Genomic DNA, 24,107 nt, shown 5'->3' on the forward strand with positions numbered 1-24,107 from the left:
GATAAGCACTTAGTAAACCAGAGCTGGCGAGTTAAGTTGAGCTATGCTGCCGTAAGCTCACAACATAGCTCGAACAAAGTTTTTCATGGAACTCTCTTTGGACGGTCTACTTTTTAACACTCGCTCTTGAACACTCGACATGACTTGAGCTTTTGTTGGGCTTGCTGACTCTTTTACTTGGGTTTTGGGCTTTTCCTTCTCCATCGCTTGCACAGATGTCTGAATTAAATATTGCGCCAACTTCATTTTCTCAAGTTGAGTCAGGTTTTCACATGCTAATTTAACTACTTCGTAACTCATTTGCTCACCTCATAAGAAAGCATTGATAATTTAAGATTGCACAGCTTCTCTTAGCCAGCGATCTTCCTCACCATAGCTTTTATCTTGCATCCATATATACCATGCTAGATAACGGCTAAGGTAGGCAGTACCAACTCCACGAAAACGATCTAACCATTCCTTCCAAAGACTTATAAATCCGTTTACATGTTGGATGTGATACACACCATCTATAACTCGACCATCTTGGGCTATGATTCGCTTATGATCGAGGTTTACATTCAGCTCTTTTACGATACTTTTGTATGAAAGGTTGCCGTCTGTACATAGACAACAACCTTCTGTTAGTAAAGGAGATATTGCGTTCGATAGATTTTCTTTAGTGTTCTTTTTCATAACCTCATAAGAGAATCTATCTCCTCGCTGATATGATATCAGAATAGGCACTAACGGAACTTTACCACCACCACGTTTACGAGGTTCTCTTGGCATTACTCTCTTACCTTTGAAGCTTTCTGGCAAAAACGCTTCATCAGCTTCAATGATCCCCGTAAAACTTGTAGGTTTGTTTTTGTCGGGCATTTGTAAAAAGCGGTGCCTCCAGAAAAATGCTGTCCTAAGATTAATATTTAAGACCTTTGCTATTTTTCTCAGAGCTACGCCTTCCCACATCATTGAAATGTATTCCAACCACTTATCTTCTTTTCGCATTCGATACAGGGGTGTTTCTGTTAGAGAGCAAAAGGTCTTGCTACAACTTTTGCATTTGTATCGTTGGATGCCTTTTGCTGTTACACCGTGCTTTATGAACTCCAACTCATTACAGTGAGGGCACTCAGAGACACAATCTTCACGATCTGCGATTACTTTACCTACCACATCTGAGTCGAGTTTTAGCTTAACTGTGTTATTCAGTCGCTTAGTATCTACATAGCTAAGAGAGGGGATAGCCTGTAGAATTACATCTAACTCAATGTTTTTCATTAGAAATGCCCTTAGTACAAGTTTTAACCGCATAACCAATTATAGTCAAACAACACAGAAGTACAACAGAGCCTTTTATATACAGTAATATGAAGTCAGTTGAATTATTCAGTGATGGTTTAAGAATGCGTAAAATCATTCACATCGATATGGATTGTTACTTTGCTGCCATTGAAATGCGCGATTTTCCGGAGTTACGAGGAAAGCCCATTGCCGTAGGTGGTAGAAGCGATCGCCGAGGCGTGATAAGTACCTGCAGTTATGAAGCACGCCAGTTTGGTGTGCGCAGTGCTATGTCGAGTTATCATGCTTTGCAACTGTGCCCGCAGTTAATTTTGGTGCCCGGACGGATGGATGTATATAAATTTGTGTCGGGGCAAATACGCGAAATTTTTCATCGTTATACCGATTTAGTCGAGCCTTTGTCATTGGATGAGGCTTACCTTGATGTCACCGATAGCACCGAACATAAAGGCAGTGCCACTTTAATTGCTAATGCTATACGCGATGAGATATTTGCCGTGACAGGTTTAACCGCATCTGCCGGTGTCGCGCCTATCAAGTTTTTAGCCAAAATTGCCTCAGATTTAAACAAGCCCAATGGGCAATATGTGATCACCCCTAACCAAATTAGTGACTTTGTTAAAGACTTACCGTTAAGCAAAATTCCCGGAGTGGGCAAAGTGACCTCGCAAAAGTTGGCTGATATCGGCTTAACAACGTGTTTTGATGTACAACAGTATCCCAAAGCCAAATTAATTGAGGCTTTTGGTAAGTTTGGTCATGTACTTATCGAGCGATCACAAGGGATAGATAATCGCCAAATTAGTCCGCACAGGGTTCGCAAATCGGTAGGCGTTGAAACCACCTTAGCCAAGGACATATTCACCCTAGAGCAATGTCATCAAGTATTGCCACAGCTTATCCAGGAGTTAAGTGCGCGGGTACAACGCAGCGCTAAAGACCGCATAGTGAATAAGCAAGTCGTCAAGCTCAAGTTTAATGACTTTAAACAAACCACCATTGAACAGCGCAGTGATGAGATATCGGTGAATGTGTTTTACCAACTACTCGAACAAGCGTTATTACGTGCCGAAGGCCGTGGAATAAGGTTAATCGGTGTGAGTATAGGCTTAGCTGATATGACTGCGGCTAACAACAATGAGGCTGATGCCAATTTGACTCAGCTCGACTTAGCATTTTAGATTGCGCAGAAACAATAAAGGCGACATCAACGTCGCCTTTATTATCAATTGAGTTATTTACGCATAATTAGGCATTTTTTGCTGGTATACGCGCTAGCACGGCTAATAATAATTCCCAGTATTGGCCAACAGTTGTGATGTTCACCATTTCATCAGGGCTGTGTGGGTAGCGAATGGTTGGTCCAATTGAGACCATATCCATTAGCGGATAAGGCTCTTTAAATAAACCACATTCAAGACCTGCGTGGATAACCATAATGGTCGGGTCTTTCTTATAAATATCATTATAAGTGTCACGCACAATGGCCATCACTGGTGAACTACTGTCAGGCTTCCAGCCCGGATAAGCACCACTTAAATCAATACTGGCACCAGCTAAGTTTGCCAATGCAGTAAGTGTACCGGCAATTTCTTCACGGCCAGAGTCGATTAATGAACGAATAAGGCATAACACTTCAACGCTCTCATCTTCGGTGCTAATCACACCAATATTGAGTGAGGTTTCGGTGACACCTTCAACTTCATCGCTCATGCGGATCACCCCGTTCGGGCTGGCATGAAGTAAATCGATTAAGGTGTTTTGTGCATCTTCGCCCATCACTTTTGCTGGTGCGGTAATTTCAGCTAAGGTCAGTAACATATCTGGGTCAGCAATGGCTAACTCTTCGCGCACTAATGCTTGAAAGCTTGCTATAGCCTCATTAAGTGCAGCAACATTTTCGCTTGGTAGCATAAATTCAATATTGGCTTCACGCGGTATGGCATTACGCAGTGAACCACCCGAGAAGCTGACTAACTCAAGTGCTAACTCGTCACTGTATTTAAACAAAAAGCGAGCCAGTAATTTGTTGGCATTACCACGACCGAGGTGAATATTCACCCCAGAGTGACCGCCTTTTAAGCCCGACATAGTTAATGAGAAGCTCGCATTACTTTGCTCTGGAGCCTGCCAAGACATAGGCACACTGATTTGTGCATCAACACCGCCAGCACAGCCCATGTAGATTTCACCTTCTTGCTCAGAGTCGGTGTTAATCAGAATGTCGGCATCAAGGTAGCCGGCCTCTAAGCCAAAAGCACCGGTCATGCCTGCTTCTTCATCAATGGTAAGTAAGACTTCTAGTGGACCATGTTTAATGTCAGAGCTGCCAAGAACGGCTAACGCTGAAGACATGCCGATACCGTTGTCAGAGCCTAAAGTTGTGCCTCTGGCTTTAACCCAGTCACCATCAACATAGGCTTCGATTGGATCGGTTTCAAAATTATGCACTTTGTCGGCATTCTTTTGCGGCACCATATCAATGTGTGCTTGTAGCACCACGGTTTTGCAATTTTCCATGCCAGGCGTAGCAGGCTTACGAATAATTAAATTCCCTACTTTGTCTTCAACAACAGCAAGCCCTTGAGCTTTAGCCCATTGCTGGATATGTTGCGATAACGCCTGTTCATGCTTTGAAGGATGTGGAATAGCACAAATTTGTTCGAACCATTGCCAAAGAGGCTGAGGATATAATTGAGTTAATGCAGTCACGAAACGCCCTCTATGAAGAATTCAGTCGGATACGACAGATGTGGGATTATTTTAACATATTCTGCGGTGTTACTTGATATTGCCACACCGATTTACCAAGGTTTAGGCCACAAATCTGTAAATAATTATGAACCAATAACGCTGTTGTTGAATAAGGACTTTTATGACTCAAATAAATCAAACTGCGCAAGCATTTCAAGTGCCTTTCATTGATGTCACCAGTGACGAAGCCATTTTTGAAGGTGAAGGTTGGGATGCTGTGGTGGTTATTGCGCCGAGCCTTGCTGATATTAAGCAAGATGAAATTAATTTACTGGCAACCCATGCTAGCCAAATTGATATGCGTGTTGGCCAAAGTGCCACTTTATTGTTTGCGCCAGGCCTAGCCGGTGGGCGTTTAATTATTTCACCAGTGGCAGATACTGATAATGCTTACCATGATGTACGTGTGTTTGCTAAAGCTGCGCGTGAGGGCATTGCTATTGCAAAAGCCGCAGGTGCGACTAAACCATTACTTGTAGTGCCAGCGGTAAGTGATACGCGCTTTCAAAATGCACAACAAGTTGCTGCATTAGCATGTGGGCAAGAGTTATGGCAACCACTAGAAGCGCGCGAAGCAAAGACATTAACCCCAAGCTTAACCGCAATAGGCCTGCTTAATAGTGCATCTCATAGCATGTTAATTAACGCTGCTGAATCAGGAAGAGTACTGGCGCGAGATCTTTGCGGCACCGAACCTGAGCGTATGTCTGCCATGGGCTTTGCCCAATATTGTGTTGATGCTTTTGCTGATAGCGGATTAGAGGTTTCTGTCATAGACCAGGTTGATCAGTTAACTACTGACTACCCGTTATTAAGCGCAGTGGGCCGAAGTTCGTTTGATGTTGCGCGCCATCACCCTAGAGTGGTGAAACTTGAATATGTCGGCGAGGGTACCATTACTAAGACCTTATTCTTTGCCGGTAAAGGGGTGGTTTACGATACGGGCGGCGCGGATATTAAAGTGGCTGGCTCAATGGCGGGTATGAGCCGTGATAAAGGCGGTGCCGCAGCTGTAGCAGGGTTGATGAAGGCATTATCAATCCTTAAGCCTAAAGGCATTAAAGTCGTGGCTCAGTTAGGGCTAGTGAGAAACAGTATTGGTAGCGATGCCTTTGTAACAGATGAGATTATTACCAGTCATGCAGGCATGCGAGTGCGTATTGGTAATACCGACGCAGAAGGACGTCTGGTTTTAGCTGATTTATTGTCGCATTTACGTATTCAAGCACAAAGCGCAATTAATCCTCAGTTGTTTTCGGTAGCGACGTTAACGGGCCATGTTGTAAGGGCATATGGTGGTTATCCGGCATTAGTTGAAAATAGTGAGGCTAAAAAACAAGATGTAGCGGCTTTATTGGCCCAGACAGGTGAGCAATGGGGCGAGCCATTTGAAGTGTCTCGCTTACGTCCTGAGGATTTTGCTAAAGTGGCAGATAAAAATGGTGCTGCTGATGTGGTGTCATCTAATAACGGTCCGTCATCCATTACTGCTCGAGGACATCAATATCCAGCAGCGTTTTTAATTAACGCATCGGGCTTAGGGCAAACGGCGTTGCCTTTTACCCATATTGATATTGCAGGTAGCGCTGTAGAGGGCGATCCCTTATATGGTAAGCCAACCGCTAGTCCGTTGGTTACTTTATTACAGTTTGCGACCTTGTAGTTTTTTATATTTTAAGTTGTTGTTTTTGTATAGGTAATGATAATCCGAACAACTTTGCAACAATAGTTATACATAGTTTTAATACGAAAAATTTGTAATAAAATCACTTTTAAAGGGTTTTTTGTGAATTAAGGCAAATAATGCTTGTAATTAAATTACAGTTTTGTATAATTCTTCTCGTCGACAAGCATTGTGATTGTCGACTCTAGTTAATCCAGGATGGATATAGCCTCCAAGGATCTGAGTGACAAGTTGTCTCAACGGATTTGAGAAATGTACGTTCCAAGGAACCGAGCCAAGCTTTACTAGGTTTATACAACTTAACTTAATTTAGGAGAAAGACTATGTCTTACACAGGTAACAACAAATTTTATTGGCAAAACACTTGGTTTGCTGACGTAACCGTTTTACGTGGCGGTATATTCGCCATGAAACTTTAAGAATTGACCCTCTTAAAGTCGCTTTAATATCCATCAACCTTTTGTTCGTCTCGTTTGACGTTTTAGACAAGGTGGTAAATTAGTTAATTTATCGCCACATCACGTTAAGTGGTGCTAGCTTTCCTTTCCCCATATGGGATGCTTGTAACATGTCTGCCTACTCTTCTGAGTAGGCTTTTTTTTGCCTCAAATTTATTAATTCGCTGTATAAAAAACTGAAATCTTTGAATAAAAAGGCGATTTATAGCTATCAGCGTGGTAAATAATTATAATCTCCCCCCTTAAAGTTGGCATTACGTCATATTGTTTGTTTTATGACCCGCTATACAGCTTTATTGTGCAGTGTGACAACTTAAAGACTTAGCGAAAGCCCCACCTATTGCGATTAAAACAATTATTTAAACTTAACCCTTACCCAAGGAACCTTGTTCCATGTTAGAAAAATTATTTAAATTAAAACAAAACAACACCAGCCTAAAGCAGGAAGCTGTCGCCGGTTTAACCACGTTTTTAACCATGGCATACATCATTTTTGTTAACCCAATGATGTTAGCTGACGCCGGAATGGATCATGGTGCAGTATTTGTCGCAACCTGCTTAGCGGCTGCTGTGGGTTGTTTAATTATGGGATTATTAGCTAATTATCCTATCGCTCTAGCTCCAGGGATGGGATTAAATGCCTTTTTCACCTACACAGTAGTGGGTGAGATGGGTTATAGCTGGGAAACCGCATTAGGTGCGGTGTTTATGTCTGGCGTGTGCTTTTTGATTTTATCGTTAGTGAAAATCCGTGAATGGATTGTCAACAGTATTCCAATGTCACTGCGTTTTGGTATTGCAGCCGGTATCGGTCTATTTTTAGCGTTAATTGGTTTAAAAAGTGCCGGTATTGTAGTGGCAAGCCCTGCAACCCTAGTCACTATGGGAGACATCACGTCTTTCCCTGCGATGATGGCTGCATTAGGCTTCTTTTTGATTATCGCGATGGTGCAACGCGGACTTAAAGCGGCGGTCATTTTCAGTATTTTGATTGTGACAGTATTAGGCTTGTTATTTGGTGATGTGCAATATAACGGGCTGGTTTCAATGCCACCTTCAATTGCGCCAACCTTCATGAAAATGGATCTATCAAGCGTGCTTGAAGTGAGCATGTTGTCGGTTATTTTTGCCTTCTTATTTGTCGACTTGTTTGATACCTCTGGTACTTTGGTTGCCGTAGCTCAGCGTGGTGGTTTACTTGATGATAAAGGCCGTTTACCCCGCGTTAAGCGCGCCTTAACTGCCGACAGTGTCGCGACTATTACTGGCGCTGCACTAGGAACATCAACTACAACTAGTTATATTGAAAGTACTGCGGGTGTAAGTGCCGGCGGGCGCACCGGATTAACAGCCGTGGTTGTTGGTTTGTTGTTTATTGCTTCGTTGTTTATCTCGCCATTGGCGGGAATGGTACCTGCATACGCCACTGCCGGAACATTATTTTATGTCGCCATTCTAATGATGTCTGGTTTAGTGAACGTTGAGTGGGAAGATTTAACCGAAGCGGCACCTGTTGTCGTAACATGTTTATTGATGCCATTAACCTTTTCAATAGCGAATGCGATTGGTTTTGGCTTTATCTCATATGCGGTAATTAAAATGATGACAGGTCGATTTAAAGATTTGAATTCAGGCGTATTGGTCGTAGCTGCGCTGTTTATTGCTAAATTTGCTTACAGTTAATGATCTGTTGATGAGGCGATTTTTCAACAGTTGATCAACAAAAAGGGCCTTTGGGCCCTTTTTTGTTGTGCAATGATAAAAAAAGCCCAGTATTAGTGGCTTTCACTATGAATTAGTCAGCGAATTGGGTATAAAAATAATTCGAATATTTTTAGTTAACTGAGTGACATAATGGGTTATCGCCGTGTAGTGGTTAAGTTAGGGACGAGTGTGTTGACATCGGGCAGTAAAAAGCTTGATAAAGCACACATGGTGGAATTAGCAAGGCAAATGACCCAGCTAATGCATGCGGGTGTTGAAGTCGTTTTGTGCACATCGGGTGCAATAGCGGCTGGGCGCGAACACCTGCAATACCCCGTATTTCCCGACACTATGGCAAATAAACAATTATTGGCTGCAGTAGGTCAAAGTCAGTTAATTTTAGCCTGGTCACAACTCTTTAGTATTTACGGTTTACATGTGGGGCAGTTATTACTCACTCGCGCCGATCTGCATGATCGCGAACGCTATCTCAATGCGCGAGACACTTTAAATGCACTACTAGCGAACAATATTATCCCGATTATTAATGAAAACGATGCGGTAGCCACTAATGAAATTAAGGTCGGAGATAATGACAATTTATCAGCTCGTGCAGCCTTGTTATGTGATGCTGATTTATTGATTTTGTTAACTGATCAAAAGGGCTTATTTGACGCTGATCCGCGCACTAATCCAGATGCTCAACTTATTAAGCAAGTGGCTAATATCGATGACAGTTTACGCTTACTCGCGGGGGGGGCTGTATCGGGCCTAGGCACTGGGGGAATGGCCACTAAACTCGAAGCGGCTGATATTGCCCGTCGTGCGGGGATAGAAGTCGTCATCGCGTCGGGTCATCATCCTGATGTGATCACCAAAATTGCAGACCGCGAATCTATTGGTACCCATTTTAGTGCAATTGAAAACCCGCTAGAAAGCCGTAAACAGTGGATTTTGGCTGGTCCTGCAACGCAAGGTAAGTTAATCATTGATGCAGGCGCGTCTACCGCGGTGGTAGCCAATGGCCGCAGTTTATTGTCTAAAGGCATTGTTGCCGTTGAAGGTAAATTTGACCGCGGAGCAACGTTATTAATTATTGATCAGCAAGGTAAGGTATTGGCCAAAGGTATGAGCCGTTATTGCGCCAATGACTTATCTAAAATTAGCGGTAAGCACTCAAATGATATAGAGCACTTACTGGGTTATGACTACGGAGATGCGGTCATTCATCGTAATGATATGGTCGTACTGAATAACTAAGGATAAGCATATGTCAGCCTCTGAAACAGAATATTTAACACAACTTGGCCAGCGCGCAAAAGCGGCGAGCTTTATTTTGGCCTCACTTTCCGCCAAACAAAAATCTGCTTTGTTGACGGAAATTTCGCATCAATTGGGTAAGCGTAAAGATGATATTTTACAGGCCAACGCCCAAGATGTGGCCAATGCCAAAGCGAATGGTTTAACCGATGCGATGATCGATCGCCTAATGTTAGATGAAGGCCGCTTAGCGGGTGTTATTGCCGATATTGACAATGTTATTGCGCTTGCCGACCCTGTTGGTAACGAGTCTGAAAGCCGAGTGCTTGATAATGGTTTACGCCTTACACGTCGAAGTGTGCCATTGGGCGTCGTTGGGGTGATTTATGAAGCCCGGCCTAATGTTACTGTCGATATTGCCGTATTAGCTCTTAAAACTGGCAACGCTGTTATTTTGCGTGGTGGCAAAGAAACGATCACATCAAACAAAGTTTTGAGTGAGGTGATTCGTTCAGCATTGGCCATTCAGAAACTGCCGCAAGATGCGGTGCAACTGATTGACTCGCCCGACAGAAGTATTGTTAGCGGTTTACTGCGTTTAGATAAATATATTGACATGATTATTCCACGTGGCGGCCAAAATTTGCAGCGCTTGTGTGCCGAGCAGTCAAGTATTCCGGTCATTTTAGGCGGTATTGGGATTTGCCACTTATTTGTTGATAAACACGCTGATTTAGTGCGTGCAATTGATGTTATTACTAATGCTAAAGTTCAGCGTCCGACGGTATGTAATGCATTAGATACCTTATTAGTACACCAAGATGTTGCCGCAGCGTTTGTTCCCAATATCGCCTCACATTTGCATACGCTTGGTGTGCGCTTTCATGCCTGTGACAAAGCGGCAGGGCATTTAGATGGTTTGAGTTTTGATGTGACAGCGGCACATGATGAGTCATTTTCAACTGAGTGGTTATCGCTAACATTAGGGATTAAAGTTGTCAGTGATATCGATGTGGCTGTTGAGCATATAAGGCAATATTCAAGTGGTCACTCTGAGGCCATTTTAACTGACGATATACACGCCGCAGCCCACTTTATGAACCAGGTAGACTCAGCGGCTGTGTATGTTAATGCCAGCACTCGGTTTACCGATGGTTCTCAATTTGGCTTAGGCGCCGAAGTGGCGGTGAGTACACAAAAATTGCATGCACGCGGCCCGATGGCACTTGATGCATTAACCACTTATAAGTGGCTTGCCTGGGGAGATTACACCAGCAGGTCATAAATTATATTAATCATCAATTATAATAAGGGCGCCAATTAGCGCCCTTATTTTATGGTGCAAATCGAAGCTTATAAATTGTAAATAAGGTGGCTTGGGGCTGCAGGTAAGGTAAATCGCTCATAGGTGGTTAATAACCAAATAATGAAAAAAGCGCAGGTCATTAGAATGGCGACAATGCGAAAAGCTTGGGCGTATTCCATGACAAATGTGAAATAACGACGCTGAACAGAGTTTGTCATGATGGTTGCAATAAGGGCAAACACACATAAATACATTGCCGGGTATTGGGTACTACTTACCCCATAAAATTTTTCATAGGCCATGATTAAGCCTACAATCGTTAAGATAACAATGCGTATTTTACGTTCAGTACTGTCGCTAAAATTCCATCTTGGCAGTCCCATTGCCGATATCCCTCTATTTTACTTTCGTACTCAATTTATCGAAATATTGTTATAACACTTGATCGTGTTTTTTATCAAATATTTAGGTTGTTTTTCGTCCGTGCTAATCGTGCAGCATTTGCGATCGTTTGTTGTGATTACGCCAAGTCTACCGCAAAGGTAAACCCTATTATCTTGCTCTATTTTAGCCTGTATCTATATATATCAGCAAAATGGCATAAATTTTTTGATCTTACCCTTGTATTTCACTTTGTTGTCCCAATATAGGTATCAAGGCTGATATGAGCGGCAAAACGTGAACAGTAAGTAAACCATCTTAAAGGTTGAAAAACGTCAAGTTCACCCCCATATCAACATCAAATAACATATTTGTGACGAAAAACGTCAATTTTTGGAGGACCCCATGGGCAAAATTATTGGTATCGACTTAGGCACGACAAACTCTTGTGTGGCTGTCCTTGATGGCGGCAAAGCACGCGTAATTGAAAACGCAGAGGGCGATCGTACAACTCCTTCTATCATCGCTTACACTGATGATGAAACTATTGTCGGTCAACCTGCAAAGCGTCAAGCTGTGACTAACCCTGCAAACACTTTCTTTGCAATTAAGCGTTTAATCGGTCGTCGTTTTAAAGATGACGAAGTTCAACGTGACGTAAACATCATGCCATTCAAAATTATCGCTGCAGATAATGGCGATGCTTGGGTTGAAGCGCATGGTAACAAAATGGCACCGCCACAAGTATCTGCTGAAATCTTGAAAAAGATGAAAAAGACAGCAGAAGACTTTTTAGGTGAAGAAGTAACAGAAGCGGTAATTACTGTTCCTGCTTACTTTAACGATTCACAACGTCAAGCAACTAAAGATGCTGGCCGTATTGCGGGCCTAGATGTTAAGCGTATTATCAACGAGCCAACAGCGGCTGCGTTAGCATACGGTATTGACAAAAAACAAGGCGACAACATTGTTGCAGTATACGATTTAGGTGGTGGTACATTCGATATCTCTATCATTGAAATCGACAGCAACGATGGTGACCAAACATTTGAAGTATTAGCAACCAATGGTGACACTCACTTAGGTGGCGAAGACTTCGACAACCGTTTAATCAACTATTTAGCTGATGAATTCAATAAAGACCAGGGCTTAGATCTACGTAAAGATCCGTTAGCAATGCAACGTTTGAAAGAAGCAGCTGAAAAAGCAAAAATCGAACTTTCAAGCACTAACCAAACTGAAGTTAACTTGCCTTACATCACCGCTGATGCAACAGGTCCTAAGCATTTAGTGGTTAAAATTACCCGTGCTAAGTTAGAGTCATTAGTAGAAGACCTAATTCAACGTTCTTTAGAGCCGTTAAAAGTCGCACTATCTGATGCTGACTTATCAGTTTCAGACATCAACGAAGTGATTCTAGTTGGTGGCCAGACTCGTATGCCTAAAGTACAAGAAGCGGTAACTAACTTCTTCGGCAAAGAGCCACGTAAAGACGTTAACCCAGATGAAGCTGTTGCAGTAGGCGCAGCCATTCAAGCTGGCGTACTTTCTGGTGAAGTGAAAGACGTACTACTACTTGACGTAACCCCGTTATCATTTGGTATCGAAACCATGGGTAGCGTAATGACTAAGCTTATCGAGAAGAATACCACTATCCCGACTAAAGCGAGCCAAACGTTCTCTACTGCTGACGACAACCAAAGTGCGGTAACCATTCATGTACTTCAAGGTGAGCGTAAGCAAGCGAGCTACAACAAATCTCTAGGTCAATTTAACCTAGAAGGGATTGAGCCTGCACCACGCGGTCAACCACAAATTGAAGTGGCTTTCGACATCGATGCAGACGGTATCTTAAAAGTTTCTGCTACCGATAAGAAAACCGGCAAAGCGCAAAACATCACCATTAAAGCTAACTCTGGTCTATCAGACGAAGAAGTAGAACAAATGGTACGTGACGCAGAAGCTCACGCTGATGAAGATGCGAAATTTGAAGAGTTAGTGCAAGCACGTAACCAGGCTGATGGCTTAGTACATGCCACTAAGAAACAAGTTGAAGAAGCGGGTGACGAATTACCTAGCGACGAAAAAGAGAAGATTGAAGCGGCTATTACTGAATTAGAAACTGCTATCAAAGGCAAAGATAAAGAAGCAATGGATACAGCGACTCAAGCTCTTATGGAAGCGTCTGCTAAGTTAATGGAAATTGCCCAAGCTAAAGCACAAGCTCAAGGTGGCGCAGAAGGTCAAGCACAAGATGCTGGCGAATCAAAGCCTGCTGATGATGTTGTTGATGCTGAGTTCGAAGAAGTAAAAGACGACAAGAAGTAATTAACAATATCAGTTAGTTAACTTTAAAGCGGGCGTTGGGGTTTTCCTCACACGCCCGTTTGTATAAATTAAGTTTAGCGACTTACTCATACCTTCGAGAAACAGAACACTATGTCAAAGCGTGATTATTATGAAGTTCTCGGTGTTGCTCGTGACACCAGCGAACGCGAAATTAAAAAAGCGTATAAGCGCTTAGCGATGAAGTATCACCCTGACCGTAACCCGGGTGATAAAGCCGCTGAAACCAACTTTAAAGAAATTAAAGAAGCGTACGAAATTTTAACCGACAGCGACAAGAAAGCTGCATACGATCAATTTGGTCATGCCGGTGTTGATCCTAACCGGGGTGGACACGGCGGTGGTCAAGGTGATTTTGGCGATATCTTTGGCGACGTATTCGGTGACATCTTTGGTGGTGGCCGTCGTGGTGGCGGACAACGTCAAGCTGCACGCGGCAGTGATTTACGTTACAACCTTGAGTTATCACTCGAAGAAGCCGTTCGTGGCTTAACTAAAGAGTTACGCATTCCTACACTGGCAGCGTGTGATCTTTGTGATGGTAGCGGTGCTAAAAAAGGCACTTCTGCAACCACATGTGGCACATGTCATGGCCAAGGCCAGGTGCAAATGCGTCAAGGCTTTTTTGCTGTTCAGCAAGCCTGCCCAACATGTCATGGTCGCGGTAAAATAATTAAAGACCCATGCAGTAAGTGTCATGGTGAAGGCCGTGTTGAAAAAAGCAAAACGCTATCAGTTAAAATTCCTGCTGGGGTTGATACCGGTGACCGTATCCGTTTAACTGGTGAAGGTGAAGCGGGCGAGTTTGGTGCACCTCCGGGCGATTTATACGTTCAAGTCAGTGTACGTGAGCACGCCATATTTACCCGTGATGCTAACAACTTGTACTGCGAAGTGCCTATCTCATTCAGTAAAGCGGCTCTGGGCGGCGAAATTGAAGTGCCAACACTTGACGGTAAAGTGAGCCTTAAAATTCCAACAGAAACTCAAACTGGGCGTATGTTCCGTTTACGCGGTAAAGGCGTTAAGTCGGTCCGTAGCCATGCTGTCGGTGACTTACTGTGTAAAGTGGTCATGGAAACTCCGGTTAACTTGAACGAGAAACAAAAAGAGTTATTACGCGAGTTTGAAGCGACATTAACTGGCGAATCAAAAAAGCACAGCCCTAAAGCTGAAGGTTTTTTTGATGGCGTAAAAAAGTTCTTTCAAGACTTAAACAGTTAATCGCAATCTCCTAGCGATCATTAAAGGCTGCTTACTTTGGTAAGCAGCCTTTTTTATTGGCGTGTACAATGGTTCATCTTCGGTTCGTAGTCATTATTAGGCGTTATCAATGTTATTTTCTCAATTTTCACTCAGCGCTACGCTCTTGAAAGCATTACCAGCCAGTATTACTGAGCCAAGTCGTATCCAACAATTGGCGATCCCAGCGATTTTGAATGGCCAGGATGTATTGGCATTAGCGCAAACGGGCAGTGGTAAAACCTACGCCTATGGTCTGCCTATTTTACAGCGAATTAGCCAGACTTCAGTATTAAGTTTGGCTGCGATAGTGATTGTACCGACCAGAGAGTTAGCCCAACAAGTTGCCCAAAACTTGCAACCATTGGCACAATCGCTTGGCTTACATGTTGAGCATGCCTGCGGCGGTGAAGCGATTGAATGTCAAATAGAGCGATTAACCACTCCTGCCAATATATTGGTGGCGACACCGGGGCGTTTATTAGCATTAGCTCAACAAGGTGTGGTCACGTTTAGCCAAGTGCAAAGTGTGGTGTTAGATGAGGCCGATAGATTACTGGATATGGGGTTTATTAATGATATTAATGCACTTATAGCCATGATGCCTGTGGGGCAAAGATTGTTATTTTCGGCGACTATGCCTGTTGCATTAAATTCCTTGGCTCAGCTAATACTGTCTGCAAATCATGTGCGTATTGAAGCTCAGGGACTTAATAGTGCGGTAGATGATATCGTGCAAATGGTTTATCACGTCAATAAAGGCAGCAAAGCGCAAGCTTTGATTCATTTGGTGCAAGCAAATCAATGGCAACAAGTGTTGGTGTTTGTAAATGCTAAAGCCGATGCTGATGCCTTGTGTAAAAAATTACTTAAAGCAGGTGTAAGGGGTGGCGCGCTTCACGGTGACAAAGAGCAGGCGATGCGCAGTCAAACACTTGAGCAGTTCAAATCAGGACAGCTTAATGTATTAGTGGCTACCGATGTGTTAGCTCGTGGTATTCATATTGATGCGCTACCTGTGGTGATTAATTTTGATTTACCCACACAAGCTGCTGTGTATGTACACCGTATTGGCCGCACTGCGCGGGCAGGATTAACTGGGGTCGCACTGTCATTAGTGAGTCACTCAGAGATGGCTTATCTAGAAGCCATTAACACATTAACCACCCAAGCTTTACCTGTAAATGAACTTGTTGGTTTTGCCGTTACAGATAAGCCTTTGAGCGGCAGTAGTAAACGTGCCCCGCGAGATAAACAAGCTAACCGCCGCACCATGAATAAACGCAGTTCGAGTGATTTCGCTAAACGAAAGTCGACACGTTAGTGTGACATGCGCAAATGATGCATTCGCGAATGAGATTAGTATAAAATACCCCAAATCATGGATTATGTTTAGCGACTTAATGTAAAAGGAAGAGACGATGAAAGCTATTGCACTAACCTTATTGGCTGCTACGTTATTGTCAGGCTGTGTTAATAACCAATCGCCGACTGGACGTGGGCAAACCTTGTTGTTTTCTGATGCGCAAATGCAACAAATGGGCGCGCAGTCGTTTGACACCATGAAGCAAAGCGAAAAAATCAGTCAAAATAAAGCTCAGACTGATTACGTTAATTGTATCGCCGAGCGCATTGTGGCGGTATTGCCCGATCAGTCTCAGCAATGGGATGTGGTGCTTTTTGAGTCTGACCAGGTTAATGCCTTTGCGCTGCCGGGTGGCCATATCGGGGTGTATACCGGCTTATTAAAAGTGGCGGCCGATCAAGACCAGCTTGCGACGGTAATGGGCCATGAAGTGGCTCATGTGTTAGCACAACATGGTAATGAACAAGTGTCTCGCGCACAGCTAACCGGTTTAGGCATGCAAGTTGCCGATGCCGCAATTGGAGCCTCTGGAGTAGCCAATAAAGATTTATACATGGCCGCACTGGGATTAGGGGCCAATGTCGGGATCATTTTACCGTTTGGTCGTAGTCAAGAGTCAGAGGCCGACATGGTCGGATTAGAGTTAATGGCCAAAGCGGGTTTTAACCCTGCAAAAAGTATTACCTTGTGGCAAAATATGGCTAAAGCAGGTGGTGCTCAAGGCCCCGAGTTATTGTCTACGCATCCATCTCATAGTCATCGTATCGAAGACTTACAAGCGGCACAAAATCAAGTGATGCCACTTTATACACAGGCAAGAAAACAGTCTTTGACTGAGTGTAAAATTGCTCAAGTTAAATAACGTTTTTTGCCAACATGAGAGTAAATTATTGTGATAAACTCTCGTGCGAATTTTTAATGAATTATTGAGAGAAATTTAATTATGTCAGATTTGTTCAGCACGATGGAACAGCATGCAAGCTACGGTGTAGGTCGTCAAATGGGCGAGCAATTAGCTGCAAATTCTTTTGAAGGTATTGATATTCCTGCTGTCCAAGCTGGTCTTGCTGATGCATTTGCCGGTAAAGAAAGCCAAGTAACAATGGAAGAGCTACAAGTTGCTTTCACTGAAATCAGCCGTCGTCTACAAGAAGCTCAAGAAGTTGCTGCTGCAGCGGCTACTGCTGAAGGTGATGCATTCTTAGCTGAAAACGCAACACGTGATGGCGTAACTGTAACTGAGTCTGGTCTTCAATATGAAGTATTAGTACAAGGTGACGGCGAAAAGCCAACATACGATTCTACTGTACGTACTCACTACCACGGCACTTTCCTTAATGGTGATGTGTTCGACAGTTCAGTTACTCGTGGTCAGCCTGCTGAATTCCCTGTATCTGGTGTTATCGCTGGTTGGACTGAAGCGCTACAGTTAATGCCTGTAGGGACTAAGCTTAAATTATATGTACCACATCACTTAGCTTACGGTGAGCGTGGCGCGGGTGCTTCAATCCCGCCATACTCGGCTTTGGTATTCGAAGTTGAGTTGTTAGACATTATCTAACACATTAAAAACGCCTAAGTTAACTTAGGCGTTTTTGTATAAGCTGTTTTTCGGTTAACACTGGGAGAAGTATATGACTGCTAAAGTGAAAATTGCTGTAGTTGGCGCCAGTGGCCGTATGGGCCGTACACTGATAGAATCCGCTAAGCAGCAAGATCTTATCGTATTGGGTGCTGCGATTGAACGCACAGGTTCAAGTCTCATTGGTGTAGATGCTGGAGAACTGGCTGGCGTGGGCACCATGAATGTGACGATCACTGATTCACTTGATTTAGTGGTTAATGATTTTGACGTACTGATTGACTTTACCTCGCCAGAGTCGTCAATTATTAACCTCGATTGGTGTGCCAAGAACCGCAAAGCGATTGTGATTGGTACCACAGGCTTCAATCATGCTCAAAAAGAGCAAATTAACGCTTATTCTGAACAAGTCCCAGTGGTGTTGGCGCCAAACATGTCTGTTGGTGTGAACGTGATGTGGAAGCTACTTGAGCTAGCCACACAAGTCATGGGTGATTATACCGATATCGAAATAATCGAAGCACATCATCGCCATAAAAAGGATGCACCATCTGGTACAGCATTGAAAATGGGCGAGGTGATTGCTGATGTGTTAGGTCGTGATTTAGAGCAATGTGCAGTGTATGGCCGAGAAGGCATTACCGGTGAGCGCGATAGAAACACCATAGGGTTTGCAACCGTTCGTGCGGGCGATATAGTGGGTGAACATACTGCTATGTTCGCTGATATAGGCGAACGGTTAGAAATAACCCATAAGGCATCGAGTAGAATGACCTTTGCAAATGGGGCAATGAGAGCTGCTTTTTGGCTCTCCGATCAAAATGCAGGTCTATACGACATGCAGCAAGTGCTTGGGTTACATTAACAATCAAAAACACCATTTATTGGTGTTTTTTTTTGAAAACAATCCAACACAACATAGACGTTATTACCAATTTCTTATATACTCGACAGAATTTGTCAAAATTTCGTATTTAAACGGAAGTTGGTATTTTAGCGCAAAATAAAAACTCATAATTTCAGTGGCTTGGCTCTTTTCTGGAGGTCGCGTTGACACAGTCTGCCTTACTCGTACTCGAAGATGGAACCGTATTCTCTGGCACCGCAATTGGTGCTACAGGCATCTCTGTTGGAGAAGTAGTATTTAATACTTCAATGACAGGATACCAAGAGATTCTTACGGATCCTTCATATTCACGCCAAATTGTAACATTAACCTATCCTCACATCGGTAACACAGGTACCAATGATGAAGACACAGAATCGGATTCGGTTCATGCATGTGGCTTAATCATTCGTGACTTACCGCTTATGGCGAGTAATTTCCGTAATCAACACTCATTAAGCGATTATTTAAAAGCGAATAATGTGGTTGGTATTGCGGATATAGATACTCGCAAACTAACTCGAATTTTGCGTGAAAAAGGTGCTCAAGCCGGTTGTATTATGGTGGGTGACCTAGACGAAGCAAAAGCCCTAGCGGAAGCAAAAGCGTTCCCTGGCTTAAAAGGCATGGATTTAGCAAAAGAAGTGACTACCGATAAAGCCTATCAATGGCGTAACGGTAGCTGGAAATTAGTCGGTGGTTTACCGTCTGATACGCCAGAGTCTGAGCTTAAATACAAAGTTGTTGCTTATGACTATGGTGTTAAGCGCAATATTTTACGTATGTTGGTTGACCGTGGTTGTGATGTCACTGTTGTGCCTGCAAAAACATCAGCAGCAGAAGTACTGGCGATGAATCCTGACGGAGTCTTTTTGTCAAATGGTCCTGGTGACCCTGAGCCATGTGACTATGCCATTGAAGCCATTCAACAAATCTTAACAACCGACATTCCGGTTTTTGGTATTTGTTTAGGGCACCAGTTACTTGCTTTAGCCTCAGGTGCGAAAACCTCAAAAATGAAGTTTGGTCATCATGGTGCAAACCATCCTGTGAGTAATATTGAAAAAGGTAACGTGATGATCACCAGTCAAAACCACGGTTTTGCTGCTGATGAAACTACACTGCCTGTCAATATTAAGGTGACTCACAAATCATTATTTGATGGTTCGCTTCAAGGTATTCACTTAACCGATAAACCTGCGTTTAGTTTCCAGGGACATCCTGAAGCAAGCCCAGGTCCAAATGATGCCGCACCACTGTTCGATCATTTTATCGAGCTTATTGAACAATACCGTCAGCACGCTAAGTAGTTATCTGGGAGAAGACGACGCAATGCCAAAACGTACAGATATAAAAAGTATTCTTATCCTAGGTGCCGGTCCAATTGTTATTGGACAGGCGTGTGAGTTTGACTATTCAGGTGCGCAAGCCTGTAAAGCCCTTCGTGAAGAAGGCTATCGCGTCATTTTGGTGAATTCTAACCCCGCCACCATTATGACCGACCCAGAAATGGCCGATGCAACTTATATTGAGCCTATTCATTGGGAAGTTGTACGCAACATTATTGCTAAAGAGCGTCCAGATGCGATCCTACCCACTATGGGTGGACAAACTGCATTAAACTGCGCGCTTAAGCTTGAAGAAATGGGCGTACTTAAAGAGTTTGACGTTGAAATGATTGGTGCGACAGCTGACGCCATTGATAAAGCTGAAGACCGCAGTCGTTTTGACACTGCAATGAAAGCCATTGGCTTAGAATGTCCACGTGCTGGTATCGCACATACGATGGAAGATGCCTACGGCGTATTAGACATGGTGGGTTTCCCATGTATTATCCGTCCTTCTTTCACTATGGGTGGCAGTGGCGGTGGTATTGCTTACAACAAAGAAGAGTTTGAAGAGATTTGTTCTCAAGGCTTAGACTTGTCGCCAACCAACGAATTATTGATTGATGAATCGTTAATTGGTTGGAAAGAGTATGAAATGGAAGTGGTTCGTGACCGCAACGATAACTGTATTATCGTATGTGCAATCGAAAACTTTGACCCAATGGGTGTGCACACTGGCGACTCGATTACCGTAGCTCCTGCGCAAACCTTAACCGACAAAGAATACCAACTTATGCGTAATGCTTCTTTAGCAGTACTGCGTGAAATTGGTGTTGAAACGGGCGGTTCAAACGTTCAGTTTGGTATTTGCCCTAATACTGGCCGTATGGTGATCATTGAGATGAACCCGCGGGTATCGCGCTCATCTGCATTAGCCTCTAAAGCCACGGGTTTCCCTATTGCAAAAATTGCCGCCAAGTTAGCGGTGGGTTTCACATTAGATGAACTTAGCAACGACATTACTGGTGGTAAAACGCCTGCATCGTTTGAACCTGCAATCGATTACGTTGTAACCAAAGTACCGCGTTTTAACTTTGAGAAATTTGCAGGTGCCAATGACCGTTTAACCACGCAAATGAAATCGGTTGGCGAAGTCATGGCTATTGGCCGTACTTTCCAAGAGTCGTTACAAAAAGCGCTTCGGGGTCTTGAAGTCGGTCGCAATGGTTTTGACTCAATTGTTGATTATAAGTCTACAGAAGGCTTACAGCGCATTCGTCATGAGCTTAAAGAGCCTGGATGTGACCGTATTTGGTACATTGCTGACGCATTCCGTGCAGGGTTATCGCGCGATGAAATCTTCAAGTTGACCAATATTGATCACTGGTTCCTAATTCAAATTGAAGACCTGATTGCTGATGAAGCCAAAGTGGCTGAGTTAGGCATGTCAGGTTTGAATGAAGCCATTTTACGTAAGTTAAAGCGTAAAGGTTTTGCTGATGCACGTCTTGCTGATGTATTAGGGGTAAGCGATGCAGAAGTGCGTAAACTTCGTCACCGTCATGAAATCTTCCCTGTATATAAACGTGTAGATACTTGTGCTGCTGAGTTTTCAACCGACACCGCTTACATGTACTCAACGTACGAAGAAGAATGTGAAGCAAATCCCTCAAACCGTGACAAAATCATGGTGTTAGGTGGCGGTCCAAACCGTATTGGCCAGGGTATTGAGTTTGATTATTGCTGTGTACATGCTGCATTAGCTTTACGTGAAGACGGTTACGAAACCATTATGGTTAACTGTAACCCAGAAACCGTATCAACCGATTACGACACGTCTGACCGCTTGTACTTTGAGCCGGTAACCTTAGAAGACGTACTTGAAATTGTACGTATTGAAAAGCCAAAAGGTGTGATTGTGCAATACGGTGGCCAAACGCCATTAAAACTTGCTCGTGACCTTGAAGCGGCTGGCGTACCGATTATTGGAACTAGCCCTGATGCAATTGACCGTGCAGAAGATCGTGAACGTTTCCAACAAGCGATTCAACGTTTAAACATGATTCAACCACAAAACGCGACTGTAACAACAGTTGAAAGTGCTGTGATTGAAGCTGGAAATATTGGTTATCCGTTAGTGGTTCGTCCATCTTATGTATTGGGCGGCCGTGCGATGGAAATCGTTTACGACCAACAAGATTTGTTACGCTACTTCAACGAAGCTGTAAAAGTGTCTAACGCATCACCTGTGTTACTTGACCACTTCTTAGATGATGCGATTGAAGTGGATATCGATGCCGTGTGTGACGGTGAAACTGTGGTTGTTGGTGCAATCATGGAACACATTGAGCAAGCGGGTGTTCACTCTGGTGACTCTGGTTGTTCATTACCGCCTTATACATTAAGTGCAGATATCCAAGCAAGAATGCGTGAACAAGTGTCTAAGCTTGCGTTTGAACTGGGAGTTGTTGGCTTGATGAACGTCCAGTTTGCAGTGAAAGATAACGAAATCTACATGATTGAAGTTAACCCTCGTGCTGCACGTACCGTACCGTTTGTCTCTAAAGCCACAGGCGTACCGTTAGCTAAAATTGCAGCACGTGTTATGGCTGGCCAAAGCTTAAAAGCGCAAAACTTCACGAGTGAGGTTATTCCGCCGTATTTCTCGGTTAAAGAAGTGGTTTTACCGTTTAATAAATTCCCAGGTGTGGACCCATTATTAGGGCCTGAAATGCGCTCTACTGGTGAGGTGATGGGTGTGGGTGATACCTTTGCAGAAGCATATGCAAAAGCACAACTTGGCGCTACATCTGAAGTGCCAAAATCAGGCCGCGCGTTATTATCTGTGCGAAACAGTGATAAAAAACGCGTCGCGGATTTAGCGTCTAAGTTGATTGAATTAGGTTACGAAATTGATGCGACTCACGGCACAGCCATTATCTTGGGCGAAGCAGGTATTAATCCTCGCTTGGTCAACAAGGTACATGAAGGCCGTCCGCACATTTTGGACCGCATCAAAAACGGTGAATACACTTATATCGTCAATACCACTGAAGGTCGTCAAGCCATTGAAGACTCGCGTCAAATTCGCCGCGGTGCATTGCGTTATAAAGTGAACTATACCACCACACTCAACGCAGCATTTGCAACTTGCCTCGCGCACGCTGCCGATGACCGCGTAAAAGTGAGTTCGGTACAAGAACTGCATAAGCGTATTGTTGGTTAAACCATAAAGCGTTACTAAAAGGTCGCCATATGGCGACCTTTTTTATGACATTTTGGTGATGGATCACTAGCAAGTCGTTAAAAGCTTAGGTAAGCTGTGAGCAATCATCGAAGAGATGCATCCCAAAGACGCAGCCAAACTCGATTGCGTATTTCCAATAGAATTTTCACTGTGTTGGCATTAGCTAACACGGGATGCTTTTGTTTTTAAAGGAGACAAAGACATTATGAGTAAGGTTCCAATGACAGTGGTTGGTGCGGATCAACTACGTAAAGAATTAGAAATTTTAAAGTTTGATCGCCGCCCTAAAATTACTGAAGCCATTGCATCAGCACGTGAATTAGGTGATTTAAAAGAAAATGCTGAATATCACGCAGCCCGCGAAGAGCAAGGTATTTGTGAAGCGCGTATCCGTGATATTGAAGGTAAGCTTTCAAATGCACAAATTATCGACGTAACAACAATGGAAAATACTGGTCGAGTTATTTTTGGCACCACAGTGACCATTTTAAATGTCGATACAGATGCTGAAATGACTTACCGCATCGTGGGTGACGATGAAGCTGATATTAAACAAAATTTGATTTCAGTGAACTCACCTATTGCCCGCGGTTTGATTGGCAAAAGTGAAGGTGATGAAGTGTCTATCACCACTCCAGGTGGGTTAACAGATTACGACATTGTGTCTGTTGAGTATATTTAAGCCGTTATTTGGTTTGGACGATGAGAAATCGTTAAAGCAATAATTAAAAAGCATTTATCTTTTAAGGTAAGTGCTTTTTTTATCTGCAAGATGTAAAAGATTTAATTTGCCTGTTAACAATAGTGCCGATACTATCTTGGGTAATGCTTGATTAGGGCTATTGGCTTAATTAAGGTCAATTGATATAGGTTACAAGGCGGTTATGACGTTTCCTTGGGTGCGTATAGTATTAATGCTGGTTATTGTAGGGTTGAGTTCATTCTTCCTGATCAATAGTCGTGTATTAATTTTACCGTCATCGCACTCTAGCGCCCCACAGCTAAGCTCTATCAGCTCACCTGTTTGTACTGCCATCCTTAATTGCGAGCCGACAAGCCTCAAGCAATCTACTGATGCCACTCAGGTAAGCTCAGTAGCAGTGATTGATATTAATGCCTCGCGACTTGGCTATGTTGGAAAGAACAGCCTTAACTCTGATATCACTCCCGTAACAGGGCCAAACGACATTCATTATGTGCCAACTTATTCGGCGCGTTAGTGCGTCAAGCAAAGCTTGATGCATCTTGCAGGGTGTAAGTCCCTGTCAGGTAAGGT

19 protein-coding genes are annotated in these 24,107 nt (G+C 43.4%); 15 read left to right on the forward strand and 4 right to left on the reverse strand.

Annotation, left to right across the window (positions count from 1 at the left end):
• Nucleotides 1-57: 57 nt before the first annotated feature.
• Both IEY42_RS19400 and IEY42_RS19405 read right to left on the reverse strand, forming a co-directional pair.
• Nucleotides 58-300, reverse strand: coding sequence for a hypothetical protein (locus tag IEY42_RS19400; RefSeq protein ID WP_188926906.1), 243 nt, complete (start codon nucleotides 298-300; stop codon nucleotides 58-60).
• Between the two features lie 30 nt (nucleotides 301-330).
• Nucleotides 331-1,263: an IS1595 family transposase gene (locus IEY42_RS19405; protein WP_188926907.1), complete on the reverse strand. Its 933-nt coding sequence runs from the start codon at nucleotides 1,261-1,263 to the stop codon at nucleotides 331-333.
• A gap of 125 nt (nucleotides 1,264-1,388) precedes the next feature.
• Here IEY42_RS19405 and dinB point away from each other — a divergent pair, with 125 nt between their 5' ends.
• Nucleotides 1,389-2,468 (forward strand): DNA polymerase IV, encoded by a 1,080-nt coding sequence (dinB, locus tag IEY42_RS19410; protein WP_188926908.1) that lies wholly within the window; start codon nucleotides 1,389-1,391, stop codon nucleotides 2,466-2,468.
• Nucleotides 2,469-2,535: 67 nt separating this feature from the next.
• On the opposite strand, the gene IEY42_RS19415 is transcribed toward dinB, so the two are convergent.
• Nucleotides 2,536-3,999 carry an aminoacyl-histidine dipeptidase gene (locus IEY42_RS19415; protein WP_188926909.1) on the reverse strand — a complete coding sequence of 488 codons (1,464 nt, stop codon included), beginning with the start codon at nucleotides 3,997-3,999 and terminating at the stop codon, nucleotides 2,536-2,538.
• Nucleotides 4,000-4,162: 163 nt separating this feature from the next.
• On the opposite strand from IEY42_RS19415, the gene IEY42_RS19420 reads away from it, so the two are divergent.
• From IEY42_RS19420 to IEY42_RS19435, 4 genes are all read left to right on the forward strand, one after another.
• Complete coding sequence (locus IEY42_RS19420; protein ID WP_188926910.1) at nucleotides 4,163-5,704, forward strand: M17 family metallopeptidase; 1,542 nt, start codon at nucleotides 4,163-4,165, stop codon at nucleotides 5,702-5,704.
• 872 nt (nucleotides 5,705-6,576) lie between these two features.
• Entirely contained in the window at nucleotides 6,577-7,866 is a 1,290-nt protein-coding gene (locus IEY42_RS19425; RefSeq protein ID WP_188917212.1) for an NCS2 family permease, read from the forward strand.
• A 171-nt stretch (nucleotides 7,867-8,037) separates the two neighbouring features.
• Nucleotides 8,038-9,147, forward strand: coding sequence for a glutamate 5-kinase (gene proB, locus IEY42_RS19430; protein WP_188926911.1), 1,110 nt, complete (start codon nucleotides 8,038-8,040; stop codon nucleotides 9,145-9,147).
• A 10-nt stretch (nucleotides 9,148-9,157) separates the two neighbouring features.
• Entirely contained in the window at nucleotides 9,158-10,432 is a 1,275-nt protein-coding gene (locus tag IEY42_RS19435) for a glutamate-5-semialdehyde dehydrogenase (protein ID WP_188926912.1), read from the forward strand.
• A 68-nt stretch (nucleotides 10,433-10,500) separates the two neighbouring features.
• Here IEY42_RS19435 and IEY42_RS19440 read toward each other — a convergent pair whose 3' ends face one another.
• Nucleotides 10,501-10,836: a hypothetical protein gene (locus tag IEY42_RS19440; protein WP_188917218.1), complete on the reverse strand. Its 336-nt coding sequence runs from the start codon at nucleotides 10,834-10,836 to the stop codon at nucleotides 10,501-10,503.
• A gap of 403 nt (nucleotides 10,837-11,239) precedes the next feature.
• On the opposite strand from IEY42_RS19440, the gene dnaK reads away from it, so the two are divergent.
• From dnaK to IEY42_RS19490, 10 genes are all read left to right on the forward strand, one after another.
• Nucleotides 11,240-13,162 (forward strand): molecular chaperone DnaK, encoded by a 1,923-nt coding sequence (dnaK, locus tag IEY42_RS19445; protein WP_188926913.1) that lies wholly within the window; start codon nucleotides 11,240-11,242, stop codon nucleotides 13,160-13,162.
• Nucleotides 13,163-13,273: 111 nt separating this feature from the next.
• The gene (dnaJ, locus tag IEY42_RS19450) at nucleotides 13,274-14,404 is read left to right on the forward strand and encodes a molecular chaperone DnaJ (RefSeq protein ID WP_188926914.1); all 1,131 of its coding nucleotides are present in this window, start codon (nucleotides 13,274-13,276) and stop codon (nucleotides 14,402-14,404) included.
• Nucleotides 14,405-14,513: 109 nt separating this feature from the next.
• Nucleotides 14,514-15,746 (forward strand): DEAD/DEAH box helicase, encoded by a 1,233-nt coding sequence (locus IEY42_RS19455; protein ID WP_188926915.1) that lies wholly within the window; start codon nucleotides 14,514-14,516, stop codon nucleotides 15,744-15,746.
• 97 nt (nucleotides 15,747-15,843) lie between these two features.
• A complete protein-coding gene (locus tag IEY42_RS19460; protein WP_188926916.1) occupies nucleotides 15,844-16,650 on the forward strand; it encodes a M48 family metallopeptidase in 807 nt (268 codons plus the stop codon).
• Between the two features lie 81 nt (nucleotides 16,651-16,731).
• Nucleotides 16,732-17,349, forward strand: a complete 618-nt coding sequence (bamJ, locus tag IEY42_RS19465; RefSeq protein WP_188917233.1) for a BamJ family beta-barrel-assembly machinery protein — start codon at nucleotides 16,732-16,734, stop codon at nucleotides 17,347-17,349.
• Between the two features lie 73 nt (nucleotides 17,350-17,422).
• Complete coding sequence (gene dapB, locus IEY42_RS19470; protein ID WP_188926917.1) at nucleotides 17,423-18,235, forward strand: 4-hydroxy-tetrahydrodipicolinate reductase; 813 nt, start codon at nucleotides 17,423-17,425, stop codon at nucleotides 18,233-18,235.
• Nucleotides 18,236-18,408: 173 nt separating this feature from the next.
• A complete protein-coding gene (carA, locus tag IEY42_RS19475; RefSeq protein ID WP_188926920.1) occupies nucleotides 18,409-19,566 on the forward strand; it encodes a glutamine-hydrolyzing carbamoyl-phosphate synthase small subunit in 1,158 nt (385 codons plus the stop codon).
• 22 nt (nucleotides 19,567-19,588) lie between these two features.
• Nucleotides 19,589-22,810 (forward strand): carbamoyl-phosphate synthase large subunit, encoded by a 3,222-nt coding sequence (gene carB, locus IEY42_RS19480; RefSeq protein WP_188926918.1) that lies wholly within the window; start codon nucleotides 19,589-19,591, stop codon nucleotides 22,808-22,810.
• A gap of 226 nt (nucleotides 22,811-23,036) precedes the next feature.
• Nucleotides 23,037-23,513 (forward strand): transcription elongation factor GreA, encoded by a 477-nt coding sequence (greA, locus tag IEY42_RS19485; protein WP_188917245.1) that lies wholly within the window; start codon nucleotides 23,037-23,039, stop codon nucleotides 23,511-23,513.
• Between the two features lie 202 nt (nucleotides 23,514-23,715).
• Entirely contained in the window at nucleotides 23,716-24,051 is a 336-nt protein-coding gene (locus tag IEY42_RS19490; RefSeq protein ID WP_188926919.1) for a hypothetical protein, read from the forward strand.
• Nucleotides 24,052-24,107 lie beyond the last annotated feature (56 nt).

This window comes from Shewanella algicola, from assembly GCF_014648035.1.
Classification (GTDB): Bacteria; Pseudomonadota; Gammaproteobacteria; order Enterobacterales; family Shewanellaceae; genus Shewanella; species Shewanella algicola.